General features: G+C 65.6%; 13 protein-coding genes. 6 read left to right on the top strand and 7 right to left on the bottom strand.

All coding sequences use genetic code 11. The annotated features are described in order from the left end of the window. The first annotated feature begins 180 nt into the window (after positions 1–180). Positions 181–2922 (top strand): pyruvate dehydrogenase (acetyl-transferring), homodimeric type, encoded by a 2742-nt coding sequence (aceE, locus tag ACQCSY_RS12095; protein WP_427129072.1) that lies wholly within the window; start codon positions 181–183, stop codon positions 2920–2922. A gap of 91 nt (positions 2923–3013) precedes the next feature. Here aceE and ACQCSY_RS12090 read toward each other — a convergent pair whose 3' ends face one another. From ACQCSY_RS12090 to ACQCSY_RS12070, 5 genes are all read right to left on the bottom strand, one after another. Further along, positions 3014–5827: a molybdopterin-dependent oxidoreductase gene (locus tag ACQCSY_RS12090; protein WP_427129070.1), complete on the bottom strand. Its 2814-nt coding sequence runs from the start codon at positions 5825–5827 to the stop codon at positions 3014–3016. Positions 5828–5829: 2 nt separating this feature from the next. After that, positions 5830–6822, bottom strand: coding sequence for an FAD binding domain-containing protein (locus ACQCSY_RS12085; protein WP_427129069.1), 993 nt, complete (start codon positions 6820–6822; stop codon positions 5830–5832). Next, a complete protein-coding gene (locus ACQCSY_RS12080) occupies positions 6813–8156 on the bottom strand; it encodes an XdhC family protein (protein WP_427135808.1) in 1344 nt (447 codons plus the stop codon). Before ACQCSY_RS12080 ends, ACQCSY_RS12085 begins: the two co-directional genes overlap by 10 nt. Positions 8157–8432: 276 nt before the next feature. After that, positions 8433–9971 carry an NCS2 family permease gene (locus tag ACQCSY_RS12075; RefSeq protein WP_427129067.1) on the bottom strand — a complete coding sequence of 513 codons (1539 nt, stop codon included), beginning with the start codon at positions 9969–9971 and terminating at the stop codon, positions 8433–8435. A 14-nt stretch (positions 9972–9985) separates the two neighbouring features. Next, entirely contained in the window at positions 9986–10480 is a 495-nt protein-coding gene (locus tag ACQCSY_RS12070) for a nucleoside deaminase (RefSeq protein ID WP_427129065.1), read from the bottom strand. Positions 10481–10881: 401 nt separating this feature from the next. Here ACQCSY_RS12070 and ACQCSY_RS12065 point away from each other — a divergent pair, with 401 nt between their 5' ends. Continuing rightward, a complete protein-coding gene (locus tag ACQCSY_RS12065) occupies positions 10882–12255 on the top strand; it encodes an 8-oxoguanine deaminase (protein WP_427129063.1) in 1374 nt (457 codons plus the stop codon). Positions 12256–12342: 87 nt separating this feature from the next. On the opposite strand, the gene ACQCSY_RS12060 is transcribed toward ACQCSY_RS12065, so the two are convergent. Beyond that, positions 12343–12528 (bottom strand): hypothetical protein, encoded by a 186-nt coding sequence (locus tag ACQCSY_RS12060; protein WP_427129061.1) that lies wholly within the window; start codon positions 12526–12528, stop codon positions 12343–12345. A 413-nt stretch (positions 12529–12941) separates the two neighbouring features. Here ACQCSY_RS12060 and pucL point away from each other — a divergent pair, with 413 nt between their 5' ends. Then, positions 12942–13850 (top strand): factor-independent urate hydroxylase, encoded by a 909-nt coding sequence (pucL, locus tag ACQCSY_RS12055; RefSeq protein WP_427129059.1) that lies wholly within the window; start codon positions 12942–12944, stop codon positions 13848–13850. Positions 13851–14015: 165 nt separating this feature from the next. Then, positions 14016–15524, top strand: a complete 1509-nt coding sequence (locus ACQCSY_RS12050) for a nucleobase:cation symporter-2 family protein (RefSeq protein ID WP_427129058.1) — start codon at positions 14016–14018, stop codon at positions 15522–15524. A gap of 109 nt (positions 15525–15633) precedes the next feature. On the opposite strand, the gene ACQCSY_RS12045 is transcribed toward ACQCSY_RS12050, so the two are convergent. Beyond that, positions 15634–16389: an IclR family transcriptional regulator gene (locus ACQCSY_RS12045; RefSeq protein WP_427129056.1), complete on the bottom strand. Its 756-nt coding sequence runs from the start codon at positions 16387–16389 to the stop codon at positions 15634–15636. A 210-nt stretch (positions 16390–16599) separates the two neighbouring features. Here ACQCSY_RS12045 and ACQCSY_RS12040 point away from each other — a divergent pair, with 210 nt between their 5' ends. Together ACQCSY_RS12040 and aceB are read left to right on the top strand one after the other, a co-directional pair. Continuing rightward, entirely contained in the window at positions 16600–18021 is a 1422-nt protein-coding gene (locus ACQCSY_RS12040) for an NAD-dependent malic enzyme (RefSeq protein ID WP_427129054.1), read from the top strand. Between the two features lie 29 nt (positions 18022–18050). Continuing rightward, complete coding sequence (gene aceB, locus ACQCSY_RS12035) at positions 18051–19649, top strand: malate synthase A (RefSeq protein ID WP_427129052.1); 1599 nt, start codon at positions 18051–18053, stop codon at positions 19647–19649. Positions 19650–19652 lie beyond the last annotated feature (3 nt).

Below are 19652 nucleotides of genomic sequence, written 5' to 3'. Positions count from 1 at the left end.
CGGACCATCGCCCCGCCCCGGTCACAATCCGTGAATAGGCCCGCCGGGGGCCGGGCCTGCCGCAGTTCGGGCGGCCTCGCCTTGACGACACCAAGGGCCGTCGATAATCTCGAAGGGCAAGAAAGTTTTCTCACATAATGAAAACTTGAGCCAATATTCAACGATGAAGCGAGGCTAGACGTGGCTGCAGGAGAAGATACCTCCCATATCCTCAGCGGGTTGACAAACCAGCTGCCTGATCGTGATCCGGAAGAGACCGCCGAATGGATCGAGTCCCTGGATACCCTGATTCAGGAACAGGGCACCGAACGTGCCCGGTACATCATGCGCAGTCTGCTCCAGCGGGCCGGCGCGCAGAGCGTGGGTGTTCCGATGGTGACCACCACGGATTACGTCAACACGATCCCGGTGGACCAGGAGGCGCCGTTCCCGGGCGATGAGGAGATCGAGCGGAAGTACCGGGCCTGGCTGCGCTGGAACGCCGCGGTGATGGTGCACCGGGCGCAGCGGGCGGATATCGGCGTCGGCGGGCACATCTCCACCTACGCCGGTGCCGCGACCCTGTACGAGGTCGGCTTCAACCATTTCTTCCGCGGCAAGGACCACCCCGGCGGCGGCGACCAGGTCTTCTTCCAGGGCCACGCCTCCCCCGGCATGTACGCCCGCGCGTTCATGGAGGGCCGGCTGAGCGAGGAGGACCTGGACGGCTTCCGGCAGGAGAAGTCCAAGGAAGGCCACGCCCTGTCCTCCTACCCGCACCCGCGGCTGATGCCGGAGTTCTGGGAATTCCCGACGGTGTCGATGGGGATCGGGCCGATGAACGCCATCTACCAGGCGCAGTCCAACCGGTACCTGGAAAACCGCGGCCTCAAGGACACCAGCGACCAGCAGGTCTGGGCGTTCCTGGGTGACGGCGAAATGGACGAGCCCGAATCCCGCGGCCTGCTCCAGCTCGCCGCGAACGACAAGCTCGACAACCTCAACTTCGTCATCAACTGCAACCTCCAGCGCCTCGACGGGCCGGTCCGCGGCAACGGCAAGATCATGCAGGAACTCGAGGCCTTCTTCCGCGGCGCCGGCTGGAACGTCATCAAGGTCGTCTGGGGCCGCGAGTGGGACGACCTCCTGGATAAGGACCACGACGGCTCGCTGGTGAAGATCATGAACGAGACCGTCGACGGCGACTACCAGACGTACAAGGCCGAATCCGGCGCGTTCGTCCGCGAGCACTTCTTCGGCCAGACCCCGCAGACCAAGGAAATGGTCCAGGACCTGTCCGACGACCAGATCTGGAACCTCAAGCGCGGCGGCCACGACTACAACAAGGTCTACGCCGCGTACAAGGCCGCCACCGAGTTCAAGGGCAAGCCGACCGTCATCCTGGCGCACACCGTCAAGGGCTACGGCCTGGGCACCCACTTCGAGGGCCGCAACGCCACGCACCAGATGAAGAAGCTCACCCTCGCGGACCTGAAGGCCTTCCGCGACCACCTGCGCATCCCGGTCACGGACGAGCAGCTCGAGGCCGACCTCTACCGGCCCCCGTACTACCACCCCGGCATGGACGCCCCCGAGATCGCCTATCTCCTGGAGCGAAGGAAGGAACTCGGCGGCTTCGTCCCGGAGCGCCGGCGAGACCATGCCCCCGTGGACCTTCCCGATCCCGCATCGTATGAGGTTGCCAAACGGGGTTCCGGCAAGCAGATGGCAGCCACCACCATGGCTTTTGTCCGCCTGCTCAAGGACCTGCTCCGGGACAAGAACTTCGGCAAGCGGATCGTGCCGATCATCCCGGATGAGTCCCGCACCTTCGGCATGGACGCGTTCTTCCCGACCGCGAAGATCTACAACCCGGACGGGCAGAACTACCTCTCCGTGGACCGGGAACTGGTGCTCGCCTACAAGGAGTCGGCGCAGGGTCAGCTGATCCACCCGGGCATCAACGAGGCCGGTTCCGTCGCGGCCTTCACCGCCGCGGGCACCTCCTACGCCACCCACGGCGAACCGCTGATCCCCATTTACGTCTTCTACTCGATGTTCGGGTTCCAGCGCACCGGGGACTCCTTCTGGGCCGCGGCGGACCAGATGACCCGCGGCTTCATCATCGGCGCCACCGCGGGCCGCACCACACTGACCGGCGAGGGCCTGCAGCACGCCGACGGGCACTCACCGATCCTGGCCGCCACCAACCCCGCCGTCGTCACCTACGACCCCGCGTACGGCTACGAAATGGGCCACATCATGCGCGACGGACTGGAGCGCATGTACGGCACGGAGTCCACGGACCGGAACCTGATGTACTACATCACGGTCTACAACGAGCCGATCCTGCAGCCCGCCGAACCGGAGAACCTGGACGTCAACGGTGTCCTGAAGGGCATCTACCGGGTGTCGGCGTCGGGCATTGACGGCCCCAAGAGCCAGATCCTCGCCTCCGGCGTGTCCGTCCCCTGGGCCCTGGAAGCCCAGCGGATCCTCGCCGAGGACTGGGGCGTCTCCGCTGACGTCTGGTCCGTGACGTCCTGGAACGAGCTGCGCCGCGACGGCCTCGCCGCCGAGGAGGAGGCCTTCCTGAACCCGGGCCAGCCCGCCCGCGTTCCGTTCGTGGCCCAGCAGCTCGCCGGCGCCACCGGGCCGATCGTGGCGGTCACCGACTACATGAAGGCCGTCCCGGACCAGATCCGGCAGTTCCTCCCGCACCAGTTCGCCTCGCTCGGCGCGGACGGCTTCGGCTTCTCGGACACCCGCGCCGCCGCGCGCCGCTTCTTCAAGAACGACACCCACTCGATCGTGGTGAAGACGCTGCAGCTGCTTGCCTCGCGGGGCGAAGTGGACGGCAGCATTCCGGCCTACGCAATCGACCGTTACAAGCTCCTCGACGTCAACGCCGGCACGACGGGCGGCGCCGGCGGGGATTCATAGCCCATACATCGAAATAGGCAATCCAGATGGCAGTTGACGGCAGTGTTCTCCAGGAACATTGCCGTCAACTGCCATTTCGCGCAGATATCGCCTACGTGCTGAGCCCGGCCGCCTTCAGCCCCAGATAGATCTTGTCCCGGGCAATCGGAAGCTCTGCGAATCTCACCCCGGTGGCGTTCCGGATGGCGTTGGCCAGTGCCGGCGCCACGGGGTTGAACGGGCTCTCACTCATGGACTTGGCGCCCAGCGGTCCCAGCTTGTCGCTGGTGTCGGCAAAATACACCTCGCTGCGCGGCACATCCGCGAAAGAGGGGATGTGGTACTGCCGCAGGATGTCCGTGGTGACCCGGCCGGCGTCGTCGACCCTGACCTCCTCATACAGCGCGGCGCCCAGCGCCTGCGCAATCCCGCCTTCGATCTGGCCGCGGCACTGCCGCGGGTTGACCACGACGCCGGCGTCGGCGGCCTGCACGCTCTGCAGGATCCGCAGCTCACCCGTCCCGGTATTGACGGCGACACGGAAGCCGTGGACGTTGAAGGCCACCGAGCGCGGAGTCCCGCCCCAGCGCCCCTCGGCAGCCAGTTCGACGCCGGCCTGGCTGGCGGCGTCGTATATTTCGGTCAGCGCCACCCGAGTTCCGTCGCAGACCACGGCGTCGCCGTCCAGCGTGCAGCCGGAGGCCTGGATCTGGCGGACGCCGGCGGCGAACGCCCGGATCCGCACCGCAAGTTCCTCGGCGGCAGCGAGGGTCGCCTTACCCGCCACCACCGTACCGGCGGAGCCGAAGGCGCCGGTATCGTGCTCGATCAGATCCGTGTCCGACTGCCGGACACGGATCCGGCCGGCGGTTGTGGACAGCGCCGTCGCCGCGAGCTGGGCGTGCACCGTGGTGGTGCCGTTGCCGAATTCGGCCGTGCCGACGTCGGCCGCATACGTGCCGTCCGGCAGGAGCCGGACCTTCGAATGGGCGAAGTGTCCGCGGGGAGGGACGGTGTCGATCATGGACAGCGCCGAGCCCTCGCCGGTGACCCAGTCCGGGCCAAGGTAATCCAGACCTGCCGCGCGGTAGCGTTCGCGGCCCCGGTCCAGGGCATCCGCGACGAGGCGCGTGCACTGGTCCAGCCCGTAACTGCCGTAGTGCACGTCCTCCTCGGGTTCCGGGTGCGTGGACAGCATGTCATCGCCTTCGCGGACCATGTTGCGGCGCCGGAACTCCAGCGGGTCCACGCCGATTCCGGTGGCGAGCTCATCGATGGCTGACTCGACGGCAAAGATCATCTGACTGAGCCCGTAGCCACGGAAGGCTCCGGACGGCACCGTGTTGGTGTAGACGGCCTGGGCATCCACCTTTTTGTTGGCGCATTTGTACACACCCAGGGATTCGCCGCAGCCGTGGAACATCACCCCCACAGCGTGGTTGCCGTAGGCGCCGGTGTTGGTCAGCACGTCCAGCTGCAGGGCAGTGAGCCGGCCGTCCCGGCTGGCTCCCGCCTTGAGCCGGATGGTGAACGGATGCCGCGTGGTGGCCGCCGTGAACTGCTCGGTCCGGGTGAACTCCAGCTGCACGGGACGGCGCAGTTTCAGCGCGGCGAGCGCCACAATGTCCTCGGTGAGCACCTCCTGTTTGCCGCCGAAGCCGCCGCCAACCCTGCCAGCCACCACGTGCACCTGATTCTCGGGCAGCCCAAAGACCCTGCACAGCGTCCGGCGGACCAGGAAAGGCACCTGGCTGGACGTACGGACCCGCAGCCGGCCGTCGTCGTCGATCGACGCGATGGACGCGTGCGTCTCGAGCGCCACATGCTGCACGCGCTGGGTGCGGTACGTCTGCTCGTGGACGAAATCCGACTCGGCAAAGCCGGCGGCCACATCGCCGAGCTCGGAATGCAGCTCCGCCACGACATTCCGCTCCGGCCGTCCGATGCGCGCCGTCGCCGCGTCCTTGTCCCCGTGAATGGCCGGGGCTCCAGGCCGCAGGGCCTCTTCCGGTGTGAAAACGGCGTCCAGCAGCTCGTACTCAACGGCCAGCGCACGGACGCCGGCTTCCGCTGCGCCTACGGAATCCGCGACGACGGCGGCAACCCGCTGTCCGATGAACCGCACCACGTTATCCAGCACGCGGGTGTCGTCCGGATCGTCCGTGTACAGCTCGTGCTGGGCCGTGGAGAACAGTTGTGCCGGGGCATCCTCGTGGGTGAATACGGCTTCCACTCCGGGAATCTGCAGGGCGGCCGTTGCGTCGATGGAGACCACCCGGGCGTGGGCGTGCGGCGAGCGCAGGAGCTTCAGGTGCAGCAGTCCCGGGAGCTCGTCCGCCGGAACATCCAGGGTGTAGCGCGCCTGACCCGTGACAATCGCCCGGCCGGCCGGTGCGGGGACGTCGTCCCCCATCTGGCCCGGCTGCGGAGGGGGCTGCCCTTCGCCGGTGATTCCGGCACCCGGTCCGGCCGGGGCAGGGTGGCTGGATTCACCGTGCGCTGCGTGCCCGCACACCGCGTCTTCGATGGCCCCGTATCCCGTGCAGCGGCACAGATTGCCTTTGAGGTTGCGGGGCAGGTTCTCCTTCTGCGAATCGTCGAAGGTGGCGGCGGTCATCAGCATTCCGGCGGTACAGAAACCGCATTGGAACCCCTGACGGTCCAGGAACTGCTGCTGCATCGGGTGGAGCGAATCGCCGTCGGACAGTCCCTCCACGGTGGTGACGGCGTGGCCTTCCGCACGGACGGCCGGATAGATGCAGCTGTGTACGGGGGTGCCGTCCACGTGGACGGTGCACGCCCCGCAGTCGCCGCCGTCGCAGCCCTTTTTGACGCCGAAGTTGCCCTGCTCCCGCAGGAACGTGCGCAGACATTGGCCCGGGCGGGGTTCGGCCTGCGCCGGGGCGCCGTTGATTTCGATGGCCATGCTCAGGCCCCTTCCTTCAGTGATGCAGCCGGGGAGGCATTCGGGGTCGGATTCACGGACTGATTCAGGGCCGGCGCCCGAGGGATTGATGCCTGCGGAGGCCAGAAGTCGCCGGAAACGTGCAAGGGCGTGTCGCCTGCCGGGGCTGAAAGTTCGGCGCGGATTTCTTCCGCCAGCCGGTACGTCATGTCCCTCCGCCAGGCAGGGAGCCCGTGGATGTCGTCGTGGTAGAGCGCCTCCGGGATGGCGGTGCCGAGGGCAGCAGCCAATGCGGCGGCGTCCGGAAGCGCGTCGAAGCGCAGTTGAATCGGCCGCTTGGTCGCTGCGGTGACGGTGAGGGTCAGCTTCCCGTCGGCGTCGAGCCTTCCGATCAGCAGCGCCCCGGACCTCCCCAGGTTGCTGAGGGACAGGCGGCGGAACGCCGCACGCGAGGCCAGGGCCGACGCCGAGAGGTGCACGCTGCGCAGCAGCTCGCCGGGAGCGAGGGCGTTCCGCCCGTCCCCCGTCACGAAATCCGCCACCGGAACAGTGCGGCTGGCCCCGCCCGGGCCCAGGACGGTGGCCTGGCCCTCGAGCGCGGCGCACAGTGAAATCATGGGTCCGGCGGGCAGTGAGGTGCAGAGGTTGCCGCCGACGGTGGACATGTTCCAGACCTTGAAGGACGCCACAAAGGAGTCGCAGCACGGGCGGATGAGATCCAGGCCGGGCCAGTTGTCTGCCCGCTCCAAGCCGGCTCCGCTAGGCGGAATCGAGTCCGGGAGTGCATAAAGTTCCGCGATGGTGCATGTTGCCGCGAGCTCAATGCCCTCCTCGGTGACCGTGAGGGCGGGCCATCCGGTGGAGCCGAGGTCCAGCAGGCGCTTCAGCGGTTGCTGGCCGAATGCGTAGCTGCCGTAGGAGAAAAGGACCGTTCCGCCGGCGAGCCAGGCATCGCCGGCGCGCCATTCGGCCGGGTCCGTGGTGGGGACAACGGCCTCAATGGTGTTCATGTCCATGCGATCTCCTGATGTGCTGCTTCTTTGTGCCCGGCTTCTTTGTGCCCGGCTTCTTTGAACTTGGCTTCTTTGTGCTTGGCATCGCTACTGCGCCCTGCGGAGCGGTGGATGGGGCCGCTCCCGTCTTTCAGCGGAGCGCAGGCGGCGGCAGGTGAACCGCCAGCCCTCTGGTTGCGGGCGGCTATCAGCTCGGCCGTGATGGAGACGGCGACTTCAGCGGGGGTGACCGCTCCGAGATCCAGGCCGATCGGCGAATGGAGCCGTGCCAGCTGCTCCGGCGCAACCCCCGCCTCGAGCAGGGACTCAACCCGCTGGCGGTGGCTCCGCCGGGATCCCATGGCCCCCACGTATGCCAGCTCCAGGCCGAGGGCGGTCCGGAGCAAGGGGAGGTCGAACTTGGGGTCGTGCGTGAGGACGCAAACTACGGATCTGCCGTCCACCCGGCCGGCCGCGGCTTCGGCGGCCAGGTAGCGGTTCGGCCAGTCGGTGACCACTTCGTCTGCAACGCTGAACCGCTGCTGCGCCGCGAAGGCCGGCCGGGCGTCACACAGGGTCACGCGGTAGTCCAGCAGCTTCGCAGCGGGAAGCAACGCGGCGCCGAAGTCGTTGGCACCGAAAACCAGCATGCGGGCAGGCGGCAGACGGCTTTCCACCAGTAATGTGACGGGCTCCGTGTGCGGCAGGGCGGACACCGGGGCCACGGCATCCGGCACACCCATGCCAAATACCCAGCTGGCGCAACCATCCGCAGGCGCCAGCCGCACCAGGCCCGTGCGGCCTCCCCGCAGGAGGGGTTCCAGCTGAGCCGCTGCAGCCAACATTGCGGAAGCGTCGTGGCGAACGCTGAGTCCGAGCAGCGCCGCGAGTTCGGTGGAGTGTGCCGCGGAAAAGGCGGCCGGATCAGGAACTACGATGGCGCCTGCGCCGTGCGCATCCACCCTCCGGATCAGCGCCAGCGTCCCTGCGGTGTTGGCCGGGAAGCCGCGGAGCGCCTCCTGCTGCAGGGCGCCGGAACGGGAGCCGAGTGGCTGGATGTGCACTTCCAGTTCTCCCCCGCAGGTGAGTCCGACGGCGAATGCGTCCTCGGCGCTGTAGCCGAAAGATTCAAGGCGCGAACCGCCGTCGCGCATGGCTTCCAGCGCCGCCCCCACCACGGCGCCTTCAACACAGCCGCCGGACAGGCTGCCCAGCACCTCGCCGGTTTCGGACACCACCATGGATGTGCCCAGCGGCCGCGGCACGGACCCGCTCGCCGAAACGATGGTGGCCACGGCGCACTGCTGCCCGGAAACCGCGGGGCGCCATTCGTTCAGTGAAGGCATCAGGTCCAGCATGGCGGCACAGCCCTTTCCCACGGCGTACTGTCTCCGTTTTCAGGGAGGCAGTCCATCTGACTCTTCAGCCGGATTTCCAGGCCCAGGCCGAGTGCGATCGTGCCCATATTCTCGTTCCTATCGTGAGCAGTGGGAAGCGTAAGCGGGGGTGGCGCCCGCGTCAATTTCGTTTCCCTGTCAATTTCGTTTCAGCGCGATGGACGCGGGCAGGCTTCACCTGCCCGCGTCCTGAGCGGATCCGGTCGCTGGCCGCCGCCCGCCGTCTTGGCGGGCGGACTATCCGCCGAGCAGCAGGTTGATCGGTCCGCGCGCGAAGTACACGAGGAAGCCGACGCTCACCACCCACATCAGCGGATGGATCTTCTTGGCCTTGCCCGACGCTGCCCCGATGATGGCCCAGGAGACAAACCCGACGCCGATGCCGTTGGCGATCGAGTAGCTCAGCGGCATGGTGACGATGGTCAGGAATGCCGGCAGGGCCACAGCGAACTTGGTGAACTTGATCTCGCGGATCTGTGCCATCATCATGGCGCCCACCACCACCAGGGCGGCGGCGGCCACCTCCAGCGGAACCACGCTGGTGAGCGGGGTAAGGAACATGGAGCCAAGGAACAGGACACCGGTGACCACGGAGGCCAGCCCGGTGCGGGCGCCTTCGCCGATGCCCGCCGCGGAATCGATGTATACGGTGTTCGAGGATCCCGAGGTGGCGCCGCCGGCAATTGCACCGAAGCCTTCAACGATGAAGGCCGATTTCAGCCGCGGGAAGGTGCCGTCCTTGTGCGCTACGCCGGCGCTCTTGGCGAGGCCGGTCATGGTGCCCATGGCGTCGAAGAAGTTCGTGAACACCAGTGTGAACACCAGCATGGTTGCCGCGAGTCCGCCGATCCGGCCGAAGGCGCCGAACATGTCGAACTGACCCACGAGGCCCAGATCCGGTGCGGAGACCAGTTGGCCCGACAGTACGGGAGTGTTCAGGTGCCAGCCGCCGGGGTTGGTGGCGCTCGAAGGACCGATGTGCAGGATGGCTTCCACAACAGCTGCCAGCACAGTGGTGGCCACGATGCCGATCAGCAGACCGCCCTGGACCTTGCGTGCCACGAGGATGCCCATGGCCAGCAGGCCCACAATGAAGACGAGAGTCGGGATCGACGTAATGGAGCCATCATTGCCGAGCTGCACCGGCGGGCCGCCCTTGGTGGCACGGACGAAGCCGGAATCCACAAAGCCGATAAAGGCGATAAACAGGCCGATGCCCACGGTGATGGCAGCCTTCAGTTCCTTGGGGACGGCCCGGAAAATCGCGGTCCGAGCTCCGGTGATGCCGAACAGGACGATCAGGATGCCGTTGATGACCACCAGGCCCATGGCCTCGGGCCACGTGACCTCGTGGATCACGGAGACCGCGAGGAAGGAGTTGATGCCCAGCCCCGCTGCCAGACCGAACGGCAGATTGGCCACCAGCCCGAAAAGGATGGTCATCACACCGGCGGTGAGTCCGGTGACTGCCCCGATCTGAGCGGCCGACAGCCAGCCGCCGGCGACATCGGTGGGGGCGTTGTCCGCGCTGAAACCGCCCAGGATCAACGGATTCAGGATCACAATGTACGCCATGGTGAAGAACGTGACCAGGCCGCCGCGGAATTCGCGGGCAAGAGTTGAACCGCGCTCGGTGATCTGGAAGAAGCGATCCAGGAAAGCGTTCGACGCCGGCGGCCGGGTGTTGCGGGCCGGTCGCTTGGCGTGGAGTGCGGCGTTGGGGGCCGGCGTCGTTGCCGGTTGCGGTCCTTCGTGGGACTGATCGAGGATTGTCATGTCAGCCACCGGCCCTAGTAGTCAATCCTGGAGTCGAGCGTGTTCCAGGTGTTGAACGGCTCCAGTACTCCGGGAGCCTGGGGATCACCCAGTTCCACCTTGGACACCGGCATGACGGCATGCCGGTTCTCGTTCTCGAAGTACTCGTAGAAGACGGCGTCGTCGAAGCCCACTGAAGCGGCGTCGTGCCGGTCCGCGGCGAAATCCACGCGGTCGATGCGGGCCCAGAGCGCGGAAGCAAGGCACATGGGGCATGGCTCGCAGCTGCTGTAGAGCGTGGACCCGCGGAGGTCGAACGTGCCGAGTTCGGTGCAGGCACGCCGGATGGCCGTGACCTCGGCATGGGCGGTGGGATCGTTTGTGGCGGTGACGCGGTTGACGCCGTCGAACGCTTGACCGTCCGCCGTGACGATCACGGCGCCGAACGGCCCGCCGCTGTTCAGGACGTTGGCCGTGGCCAACTGGATGGATCTGGCCAGTAACTGCTCGGCCGTGACGGTGCTGCTCATGATGCGACTCCCTTTGCTTGGAAGCCGGTATACCGAGATGAGACGGAAGGGCCAGATGCGACGGTTACCAGGCTTCAGCATGTGCTTTTGAAGGTTAAGTTGCGCCTGGTAGATAGCTTCCCCGGAGTCCGGGTGCCCGCCTTTGGCAAGATCGAGACTAGCACCGGGATGTGGTGTGCGCCATAGTTTTCTGGAATTTTAATTCCGCAATGTGAAATCTGATTTTCTGCAGAGTCACATTCCGCGGGCGTTGACGGGCATTTGCTGGCTACCTTAGGCTGATCCCGGGCCGCCGCTGTTCGCAGCGCCGGCCAACCTGGATCAGCAGACAGGGCCTCACTGAGCTGGAACCTTCGCCACCGGGACGAGCACACCCGGAACCATCAGACAAGGAACCAGACATGGCCCTCACTCATCCGCATCCCTCCGCAACCCGGCTCTGGATCAAAAATCCACAGGCGGCCTTCACCGCGAACGGCCTCGACGCCTCGGGCGGCATCGTGGTCAGCGGCGGCACGATAGCGGAGGTCCTGGCCGCCGGACAGCAGCCCTTCGCACCCTGTGACGAGACGTTCGACGCCGGCAATCACGTCCTGCTGCCCGGCCTGATCAACACTCACCACCACTTTTACCAGACGCTCACCCGGGCCTGGGGGCCGGTGGCCAACGCGCCGCTCTTCCCGTGGCTGCAGAACCTGTACCCGGTGTGGGCCAGGCTCACGCCACGCGATCTTGAACTGGCCACCACAGTGGCCCTGGCCGAACTTCTGTTGTCCGGCTGCACCACCGCGGCGGATCACCACTATCTCTTCCCCGACGGCATGGAAAACGCCATCGACATCGAAGTCGAGGCGGTCCGCAGGCTGGGAATGCGGGCGACCCTCACCCGCGGTTCCATGACTTTGGGAGAGGACGACGGCGGCCTGCCGCCACAGTCCACGGTTCAGGCGCCTGAGGTGATTCTGGCGGACAGCGAGAGGCTGATCGGCCAGTATCACGAGCGCGGCGAGGGGGCCACGATCCAGATTGCACTGGCCCCGTGCTCGCCTTTTTCCGTGACCAAGGAGATCATGGCCGAGAGCGCCTTGATGGCAGGACGTTTGGACGTCAGGCTGCACACCCACCTCGCCGAGACCCTGGACGAGGAAGACTTCTGTCGGGAAATGTTCGGGCTGCGCACCGTGGACTATCTGGAAAGCGTCGGCTGGCTGACGGACCGGACCTGGCTGGGCCACGGCATTCATTTCAGCGATGACGAGATCGCCCGGCTGGGAGCCGCCGGCACCGCCGTCGCACATTGCCCCACCTCAAACATGCGGCTGGCATCCGGCACCGCGCGGATCCTGGAACTGGAGGATGCAGGCGTGCCGGTGGGGCTGGGAGTGGACGGATCGGCGTCGAACGATGCCTCCAACATGATCCTCGAGGCACGGCAGGCGCTGTACCTGCAGCGGCTGCGCTACGGGGCGCAGGTCCCGGTGGAGCGGGCGCTGGGCTGGGCAACACGCGGCTCGGCTGCCGTGCTGGGCCGGCCCGATCTTGGCCAGCTGGCACCGGGGATGCAGGCGGATCTGGCCATGTTCAAGCTCGATGACTTGCGGTTCTCCGGAAGTCACGATCCCATTGCTGCGCTGCTCCTGTGCGCTGCCGACCGTGCCGACCGTGTCATGGTGGGCGGGGCGTGGCGCGTCGTGGACGGCCAGATCCCGGGTCTCGACGTTGCCGGATTGATCGCGGAACACTCGGCCGCTGCAAGGAAACTGATCTCCGGGTAACTAAAACGACGCAGGTCACTGTGAGCCCATCCCAGGCATCGGGATGGGCCCTCAGTGACCCCGCGTCGCTCCAGGAAGGGGTGGGTCCTAGGAACGCAGCCGGCCCACCAGCGGGAGGCGGTGCATCCAGCGCGAGAACGGGCCGGGGCCATGCCCACGGTCGGCCGGCATGAAGAAGTCCGGGTCCGTCCCGCCGCCGGTGGGGAGGTAAAACTCCTGGGCTGGTGCGGCGGCTTGCGCCGGCGTGACAAATTCCTTCTCCTGCGGGTTCATCTGATCCTCCTCATCTGGACTTTCGCGGGTACTTCAAATTTTTGCAGTACACATTTTCGCAATACAAATTTTCACAGTGCGGAAAATAAATATTGTTATGTGGAAATGATAGATCGCCGCGGTGACGTCGTCAAGGGCTGGTTCAGGAGTGGCCGCCGGGGCAGGTTCCGCGTCGGTCACAATCGGATTTTTCAGATTGTGATGTACACCACGGGATTCCCGCGCTACGCTTTAACTCAACTCGTGGCGCAGGTCACGTAACCTGGGAGCAGCAGGCAGGGTCGTAATGAGCTGGCGTCAATCGACGTCGGCTCATTTTTTGTTGGGTCGACGGTAAAAGAAACGCACGCGAAACGCGTACGACATTTCTATGTGGGAGTTTTATTCCACATACCGGAAGTTGGGAACCTACCATGAGCAACAAGATCATCCTCGGCAACAACCAGTACGGCAAAGCCGAAGTCCGCGTCGTCAAAATCACGAGGGACACCGACCGCCACGAGATCGAAGACCTCAACGTCACCTCGCAGCTGCGCGGGGATTTCGCCGCCGCCCACCTCGAAGGCGACAACGCCCACGTGGTGGCCACGGACACCCAGAAGAACACCGTCTACGCCTTCGCCCGCGAAGGAATCGGGTCTCCCGAAGCCTTCCTGCTGCGCCTCGGCGAGCACTTCACGTCCAGCTTTGACTGGGTGACCGGCGGCCGCTGGGAAGCCGAATCCTATAGCTGGGACCGCATCCAGGCCCACGGCAGCGCGCACAATCACTCGTTCGTCCGCAACGGCCAGGAAGTCCGCACCGCCGTGGTGGTCCGGGACGGCGCAGCCACCCACGTCATCTCCGGGCTCACCGACCTTACTGTCCTGAAGTCCACCCAGTCCGGCTTCGTGGGCTACCCGAAGGACAAATACACCACCCTCCCGGAGACCACGGACCGCATCCTGGCCACCGACGTCACGGCGCGCTGGCGCTTCAACGCCGGCACTGACTTCAGCTCGCTGGACTTCAACAAGAGCTACGAAGACGTCAGGAGCCTCCTGCTCGAAGGCTTCACGGAGAACTACTCCCACGCCTTGCAGCAGACCCTGTTCGATATGGGCACCAAGGTCCTCGAAGCGCACACCGAGATCGATGAAATCAAGTTCTCCATGCCCAACAAGCACCACTTCCTGGTGGACCTGTCGCCGTTCGGCCTCGACAACCCCAACGAGGTCTTCTTCGCCGCGGACCGCCCCTATGGCCTGATCGAGGCCACCGTCCAGCGTGATGACGCCACCCCGGCGGACATCGCCTGGTCCGGGATCGCAGGCTTCTGCTAGGCCTCAAAGCGCTGTTCACTGCCGGCCCGGAGCTTCCGCACTGATGGCACGAGCCCCGGGCCGGCACACCCGCTCCACCCTGTTGACAACACCTGTAAGCCCGATCTGTTAGCCAGACACTGTTAGCCAGACGAAGGCGTCTGCCATGAACCAAGAAAGTCTGCCATGAACATTAAGAAGAAATCCCCCACTGCGGGCGCCAAGACCAGCCGCCAGCCGTCCACCCGCCCCGAAGACAAGCGACTCTCGATCGGCAGCACGTTCGCCTACGGATTCCAGCACGTATTGACCATGTACGGCGGCATCATCGCGCCTCCGCTCATCATCGGCGCGGCCGCAGGCATGTCGTCGCAGGACATCGGCCTCCTGATCGCGGCCTGCCTGTTCGTCGGCGGACTCGCGACCATCCTGCAGACCATCGGCATCCCGTTCTTCGGATCGCAGCTGCCTTTGGTCCAGGGTGTCTCCTTCGCCGGCGTCTCCACCATGGTGGCCATTGTGAACGGCGGAGGCGGGATCCAGGCGGTCTTCGGCTCGGTCATCGTTGCATCCCTGATCGGCCTGGCCATCACCCCGCTCTTCTCCAAGATCATCAAGTTCTTCCCGCCCGTGGTCACGGGCACGGTCATCACCACCATCGGCCTGACCCTCATGCCAGTGGCCGCCAACTGGGCCATGGGCGGCAACAGCAAAGCTCCCAACTACGGAAGCATGGCCAACATCGGCCTCGCCGCCGCCACCATGGGCGTGGTCCTGCTGCTGAGCAAGATCGGCAACGCCGCCATCTCGCGCCTTTCCATCCTGCTGGCCATGGTGATCGGCACCGTCATCGCCTTTGTGACCGGAATGGCGGACTTCTCCAAGATCGGCCAGGGCGACATCGTGGCCTTCCCGACCCCGTTCGCATTCGGCCCGCCCACGTTCGAGATCGCAGCCATCGTCTCCATGCTGATCGTCATCCTGGTGACGCTCACCGAGACCTCGGCTGACATCATCGCCGTCGGCGAAATCGTGGGCACCAAGGTGGACTCAAAGCGGATCGGCGACGGCCTGCGGGCGGACATGCTCTCCAGCGCCATCTCTCCGCTGTTCAACTCCTTCACCCAGAGCGCATTCGCCCAGAACGTGGGGCTCGTGGCCATCACCGGCATCAAGAGCCGCTTCGTGGTCAGCGCCGGCGGGCTCATCCTGGTGGTCCTCGGCCTGCTCCCCGTCCTTGGCCGCGTCGTCGCAGCGGTTCCGACCCCCGTCCTGGGCGGCGCTGGCGTCGTACTCTTCGGAACGGTGGCCGCCAGCGGCATCCGGACGCTGTCCAAGGTGGAATACCGCAACAATATGAACCTGATCATCGTGGCGGCGTCCATCGGCTTCGGCATGATCCCGATCGCTGCCCCGAAGTTCTACGACCAGTTCCCGTCCTGGTTCGGCACGATTTTCCACTCCGGCATCAGCTCCGCCGCCGTCATGGCCATCCTGCTGAACCTGCTCTTCAACCATCTCAAGGCGGGCAACTCGGAGAACCAGTCCGTCTTTGTGGCCGGCACCGGGCGTGTGATCCGCGAGGAGGATATTGCGTGCCTGGCCGAGGGTGACCGGTACGAGAACGGGAAGCTGATCGACTGCGACGGCAAGGAAGTCCCTGTCGAGTCACCCAAGCTGGCTCCTGAACACTAGGACTCCAGTCCCCAGGCCCCGACCGGGATCACCGCTGAGGCCCATGTCCTGACGGATCATGGGCCTCAGCGGTTGCCTCGTTTCCGGCCAGAAGGCCGGCATCAGCCATTCAGTTCTGGTTGAGCTCCTCGGAGATCGCCTGGGCTGCCTCCCGCAGCAGCGGCACGGCCCGGTCCGCGAAGGACTGGTCCACCCGGGACACGGGGCCGGAGACAGAAATGGCCGCCGGCGTCGGCGCATTGGGGATCGCCATCGCGAAGCACCTTACGCCGATCTCCTGCTCTTCCTCGTCGATGGAGTACCCCCGCTCGCGGATCAGCTTCAGATCCGCCAGCAGCGTATCGACGTCGCCGATGCTCTTGGGGGTGGGGGTGGGCATGCCCTTGCGGCTGACGATGCCGCGGACCGCCTCATCGTCCAGCTGGGCGAGGATGGCTTTACCCATCCCGGTGGCATGCATGTACCCGCGCCGGCCGACCTCGGTGAACATGCGCATCGAGTGAAGGGAGGGAACCTGGGCCACGTAGATGACCATGTCCGAGTCCAGGACCGCCATGTTGGCGGTCTCCCCCAGCCTGTCCACAAGGGACTTCAGCTGGGGCCGCGCCAAGGCGCCCAGCTGCTTGTTGGCGGATTCACCCAGGCGGATGAGCCGCGGACCCAGCGCATACCGGCGGTTCGGCAGCTGGCGGATGTACCCCAGGGTGACGAGCGTGCGCAGCAGCCGGTGGATGGTGGGCAGCGGAAGATCGGTGGAGGATGAGAGTTCACTGAGCGTGACATCTCCGCCTGCGTCGGTAATCAGTTCCAGAAGTTCGAAAACGCGCTCAACGGACTGCACGCCTCCTGTGGCTTTTTCAGCCATAACCGTGGTCTCCTGCGGGATCGGTAGCGACAACTCTTATCCACATCGTGAAAAAAGTGCTTGGAAAACCCAAGATACAGCACTGACGGCACGCCGTCGATGCGACATCAAGGGTTGTATTTCCACAAAGTAGATAATAATATCCATAATACGAAAACATCTAGCTTCGTAGCTGGCCCGGAGACAGGGCCCTTACCAGGAGGACATTCAATGGCGAACCCGAGCCCCGGAAATTCGATCACCTTGCGCGTGGAAGCACCGTCCAGCTTCTCCGCCACCAGCGAGCTTGCCGCTGCCGTCGGAGCTGCCGGCGCTGCGATCACCGCGCTGGACGTCACCGAGTCCCACCACGAGACCCTGGTTGTTGACGTCACCTGCAACACCACCGACGACGCCCATGCCAACCGCGTCAAGGACGCGCTCAACGCGCTCGACGGCGTCAAGGTCCAGCACGTTTCGGACCGCACCTTCCTGATGCACCTTGGCGGCAAGCTCGAGGTCGTCCCCAAAGTGGCCCTGCGCAACCGTGACGATCTCTCCCGCGCCTACACTCCCGGCGTCGCCCGTGTGTGTATGGCCATCGCCGAGGACCCGGCAGCCGCCCGGAACCTGACCGTCAAGCGGAACACCATCGCTGTGGTCACCGACGGCTCGGCCGTCCTGGGCCTGGGCAATATCGGCCCCGCAGCTGCGCTTCCTGTGATGGAGGGCAAGGCTGCCCTGTTCAAGCAGTTCGCCAACGTCGACGCCTGGCCGGTCTGCCTGGATACGCAGGACACCGAGGAAATCATCATGATCGTCAAGGCGCTAGCCCCCGTCTATGGCGGCGTGAACCTCGAGGACATCGCGGCCCCGCGCTGCTTCGAAATCGAGAACCGGCTCCGTGCGGAACTCGACATCCCGGTGTTCCACGATGACCAGCACGGCACGGCGATCGTCACCCTCGCGGCGCTTGCGAACGCCCTCCGGGTGGTGGACAAGAAGCTCTCCGAGGTCCGCATTGTGGTCTCCGGCGTGGGTGCGGCAGGATCCGCCATCATCCAGCTGCTCAAGGCCCAGGGCGCGCGGCACATCGTGGCCGCCGGCCGCTCCGGAGCCATCCACTCCGGCGAGGAATACAGCGATGAGCACCGCAGCTGGATCGCCGCGAACACCAATGAAGAGGGTTTCTCCGGAACCCTGCACGAGGCGCTCAAGGGCGCAGATGTGTTTATCGGCGTGAGTGCCCCGAATGTGATCGGCGAGGAGCAGGTTGCCTCCATGGCTGACAAGGCGATTGTGTTCGCCATGGCCAACCCCACGCCGGAAATCGATCCGTCCATCGCGTCAAAGCACGCCGCGGTGGTGGCCACCGGCCGCAGCGATTTCCCCAACCAGATCAACAATGTGCTGGCGTTCCCGGGCTTCTTCCGCGGGCTCCTGGACGCCGGTGCATCCGACATAACACCCGAGATGCTGGTGGCCGCTGCCGAGGCAATTGCCAACCGGGTAGCTGACGACGAGCTCAATGCCAGTTACATTATCCCCAGTGTCTTCGATCCGCACGTGGCCGCTGACGTCGCAGCTGCTGTGGCAAACGCAGCAGCCGCCGCAGCCCACGCGGCAACGGCTTCCGTGCCAGCCCACGCCTGATTCGCAGCCCACGAAAGGACCCAACCCAAATGGCTATCACCGTCACAGACCCCCGGCCGATCGAACGTGCGGAGGAGATTCTTACCCCCAAGGCACTGGCGTTTGTGGAGGAGCTCCACAAACGTTTCGCCGGCACCCGCATGGAGCTGCTGGCCGCCCGCGGCGTCAAGCGCCAGCAGGCCGCCGATACCGGCAGGCTTGATTTCCTGCCGGAAACGCAGGACGTGCGCAACGGCGACTGGAAAGTTGCGCCGGCGCCGTCAGCATTGCAGGACCGCCGCGTCGAAATGACCGGCCCCGCCACTCCGGCCAAGATGGCCATCAACGCGCTGAACTCCGGCGCCAAGGTCTGGCTCGCCGACCTGGAGGATGCCAGCACCCCCACGTGGGCCAACGTCATCGACGCCCTCCTGAACCTGCGTGACGCCGCGACCGGCCGGCTCAGTTACACCTCACCCGAAGGCAAGGAGTACACGCTCCGCACAGATGCTCCCCTGGCCGTCGTGGTGGCCCGGCCCCGCGGCTGGCACATGCCGGAAACCCATCTGCTGATCGACGGCGAACCCACCGTTGGGGCGCTGGTGGACTTCGGCCTGCACTTCTTCCACACCGCCAAGCAGCTGGTCATGAATGGCCAGGGCCCGTATTATTACCTGCCCAAGCTGGAGAGCCACCTTGAAGCGCGTCTCTGGAACGACGTGTTTGTGTTCGCGCAGGATTTCCTGGGCCTCAGGCAGGGTACGGTCCGCGCCACGGTGCTGATCGAGACCATCCCGGCCGCTTTTGAGATGGACGAGATCCTCTACGAGCTGCGCGACCATGCGGCCGGCCTGAACGCAGGCCGCTGGGACTACCTGTTCAGCATTATCAAATACTTCCGCGACGCCGGGCAGGAATTTGTGCTGCCGGACCGTGCCACGGTGGCCATGACGGCACCGTTCATGCGTGCCTACACGGAGCTGCTCGTCAAGACCTGCCACCGCCGCGGCGCTTTTGCCATGGGCGGCATGGCTGCGGTGATACCAAACCGGCGCCACCCCGAGGTCACCCAGGCGGCCTTCGAGAAGGTCCGCGCCGACAAGACCCGCGAGGCCAACGACGGCTTCGACGGCTCCTGGGTCGCCCACCCGGATCTTGTCCCCACGTGCCGGGAAGCGTTCGACGCCGTCCTCGGCGAGCGCCCGAACCAGCTGGACAAGCAGCGCCCCGAGGTCTCCGTGACCGCGGAGCAGCTGCTGGACATCGCCTCGGCCAAGGGCCAGGTCACCGAAGGCGGACTGCGCCTGAACCTGTACGTCGCCGTCGCCTACACCGCGGTGTGGCTGTCCGGCACCGGCGCGGTGGCCATCCACAACCTCATGGAGGACGCCGCCACGGCCGAGATCTCCCGCTCCCAGGTGTGGCAGCAGATCCGAAACAAGTCGGTGCTCGCAGACTCGGGCAATACCGTGACCCGCGAGCTGGTGGAACGCATCTTGGGCGAGGAAACCGAGCGCCTGCGGACCGAGTTCGGCGACGAAGCCTTCCGCCGCTACTACGAGCCGGCCAGCAAGCTCATCGGCGAGATCTGCCTCTCAGAGGACTACACCGATTTCCTCACCACCCCGGCCTACGAACTGGTGGGCTGAGGC

It is taken from the genome of Pseudarthrobacter sp. S9, from assembly GCF_050156545.1.
In the GTDB taxonomy this organism is placed as follows: Bacteria; Actinomycetota; Actinomycetes; order Actinomycetales; family Micrococcaceae; genus Arthrobacter.
Note: the sequence above shows the minus strand (reverse complement) of the source record. Positions and strands in the feature narration are given on the sequence as shown.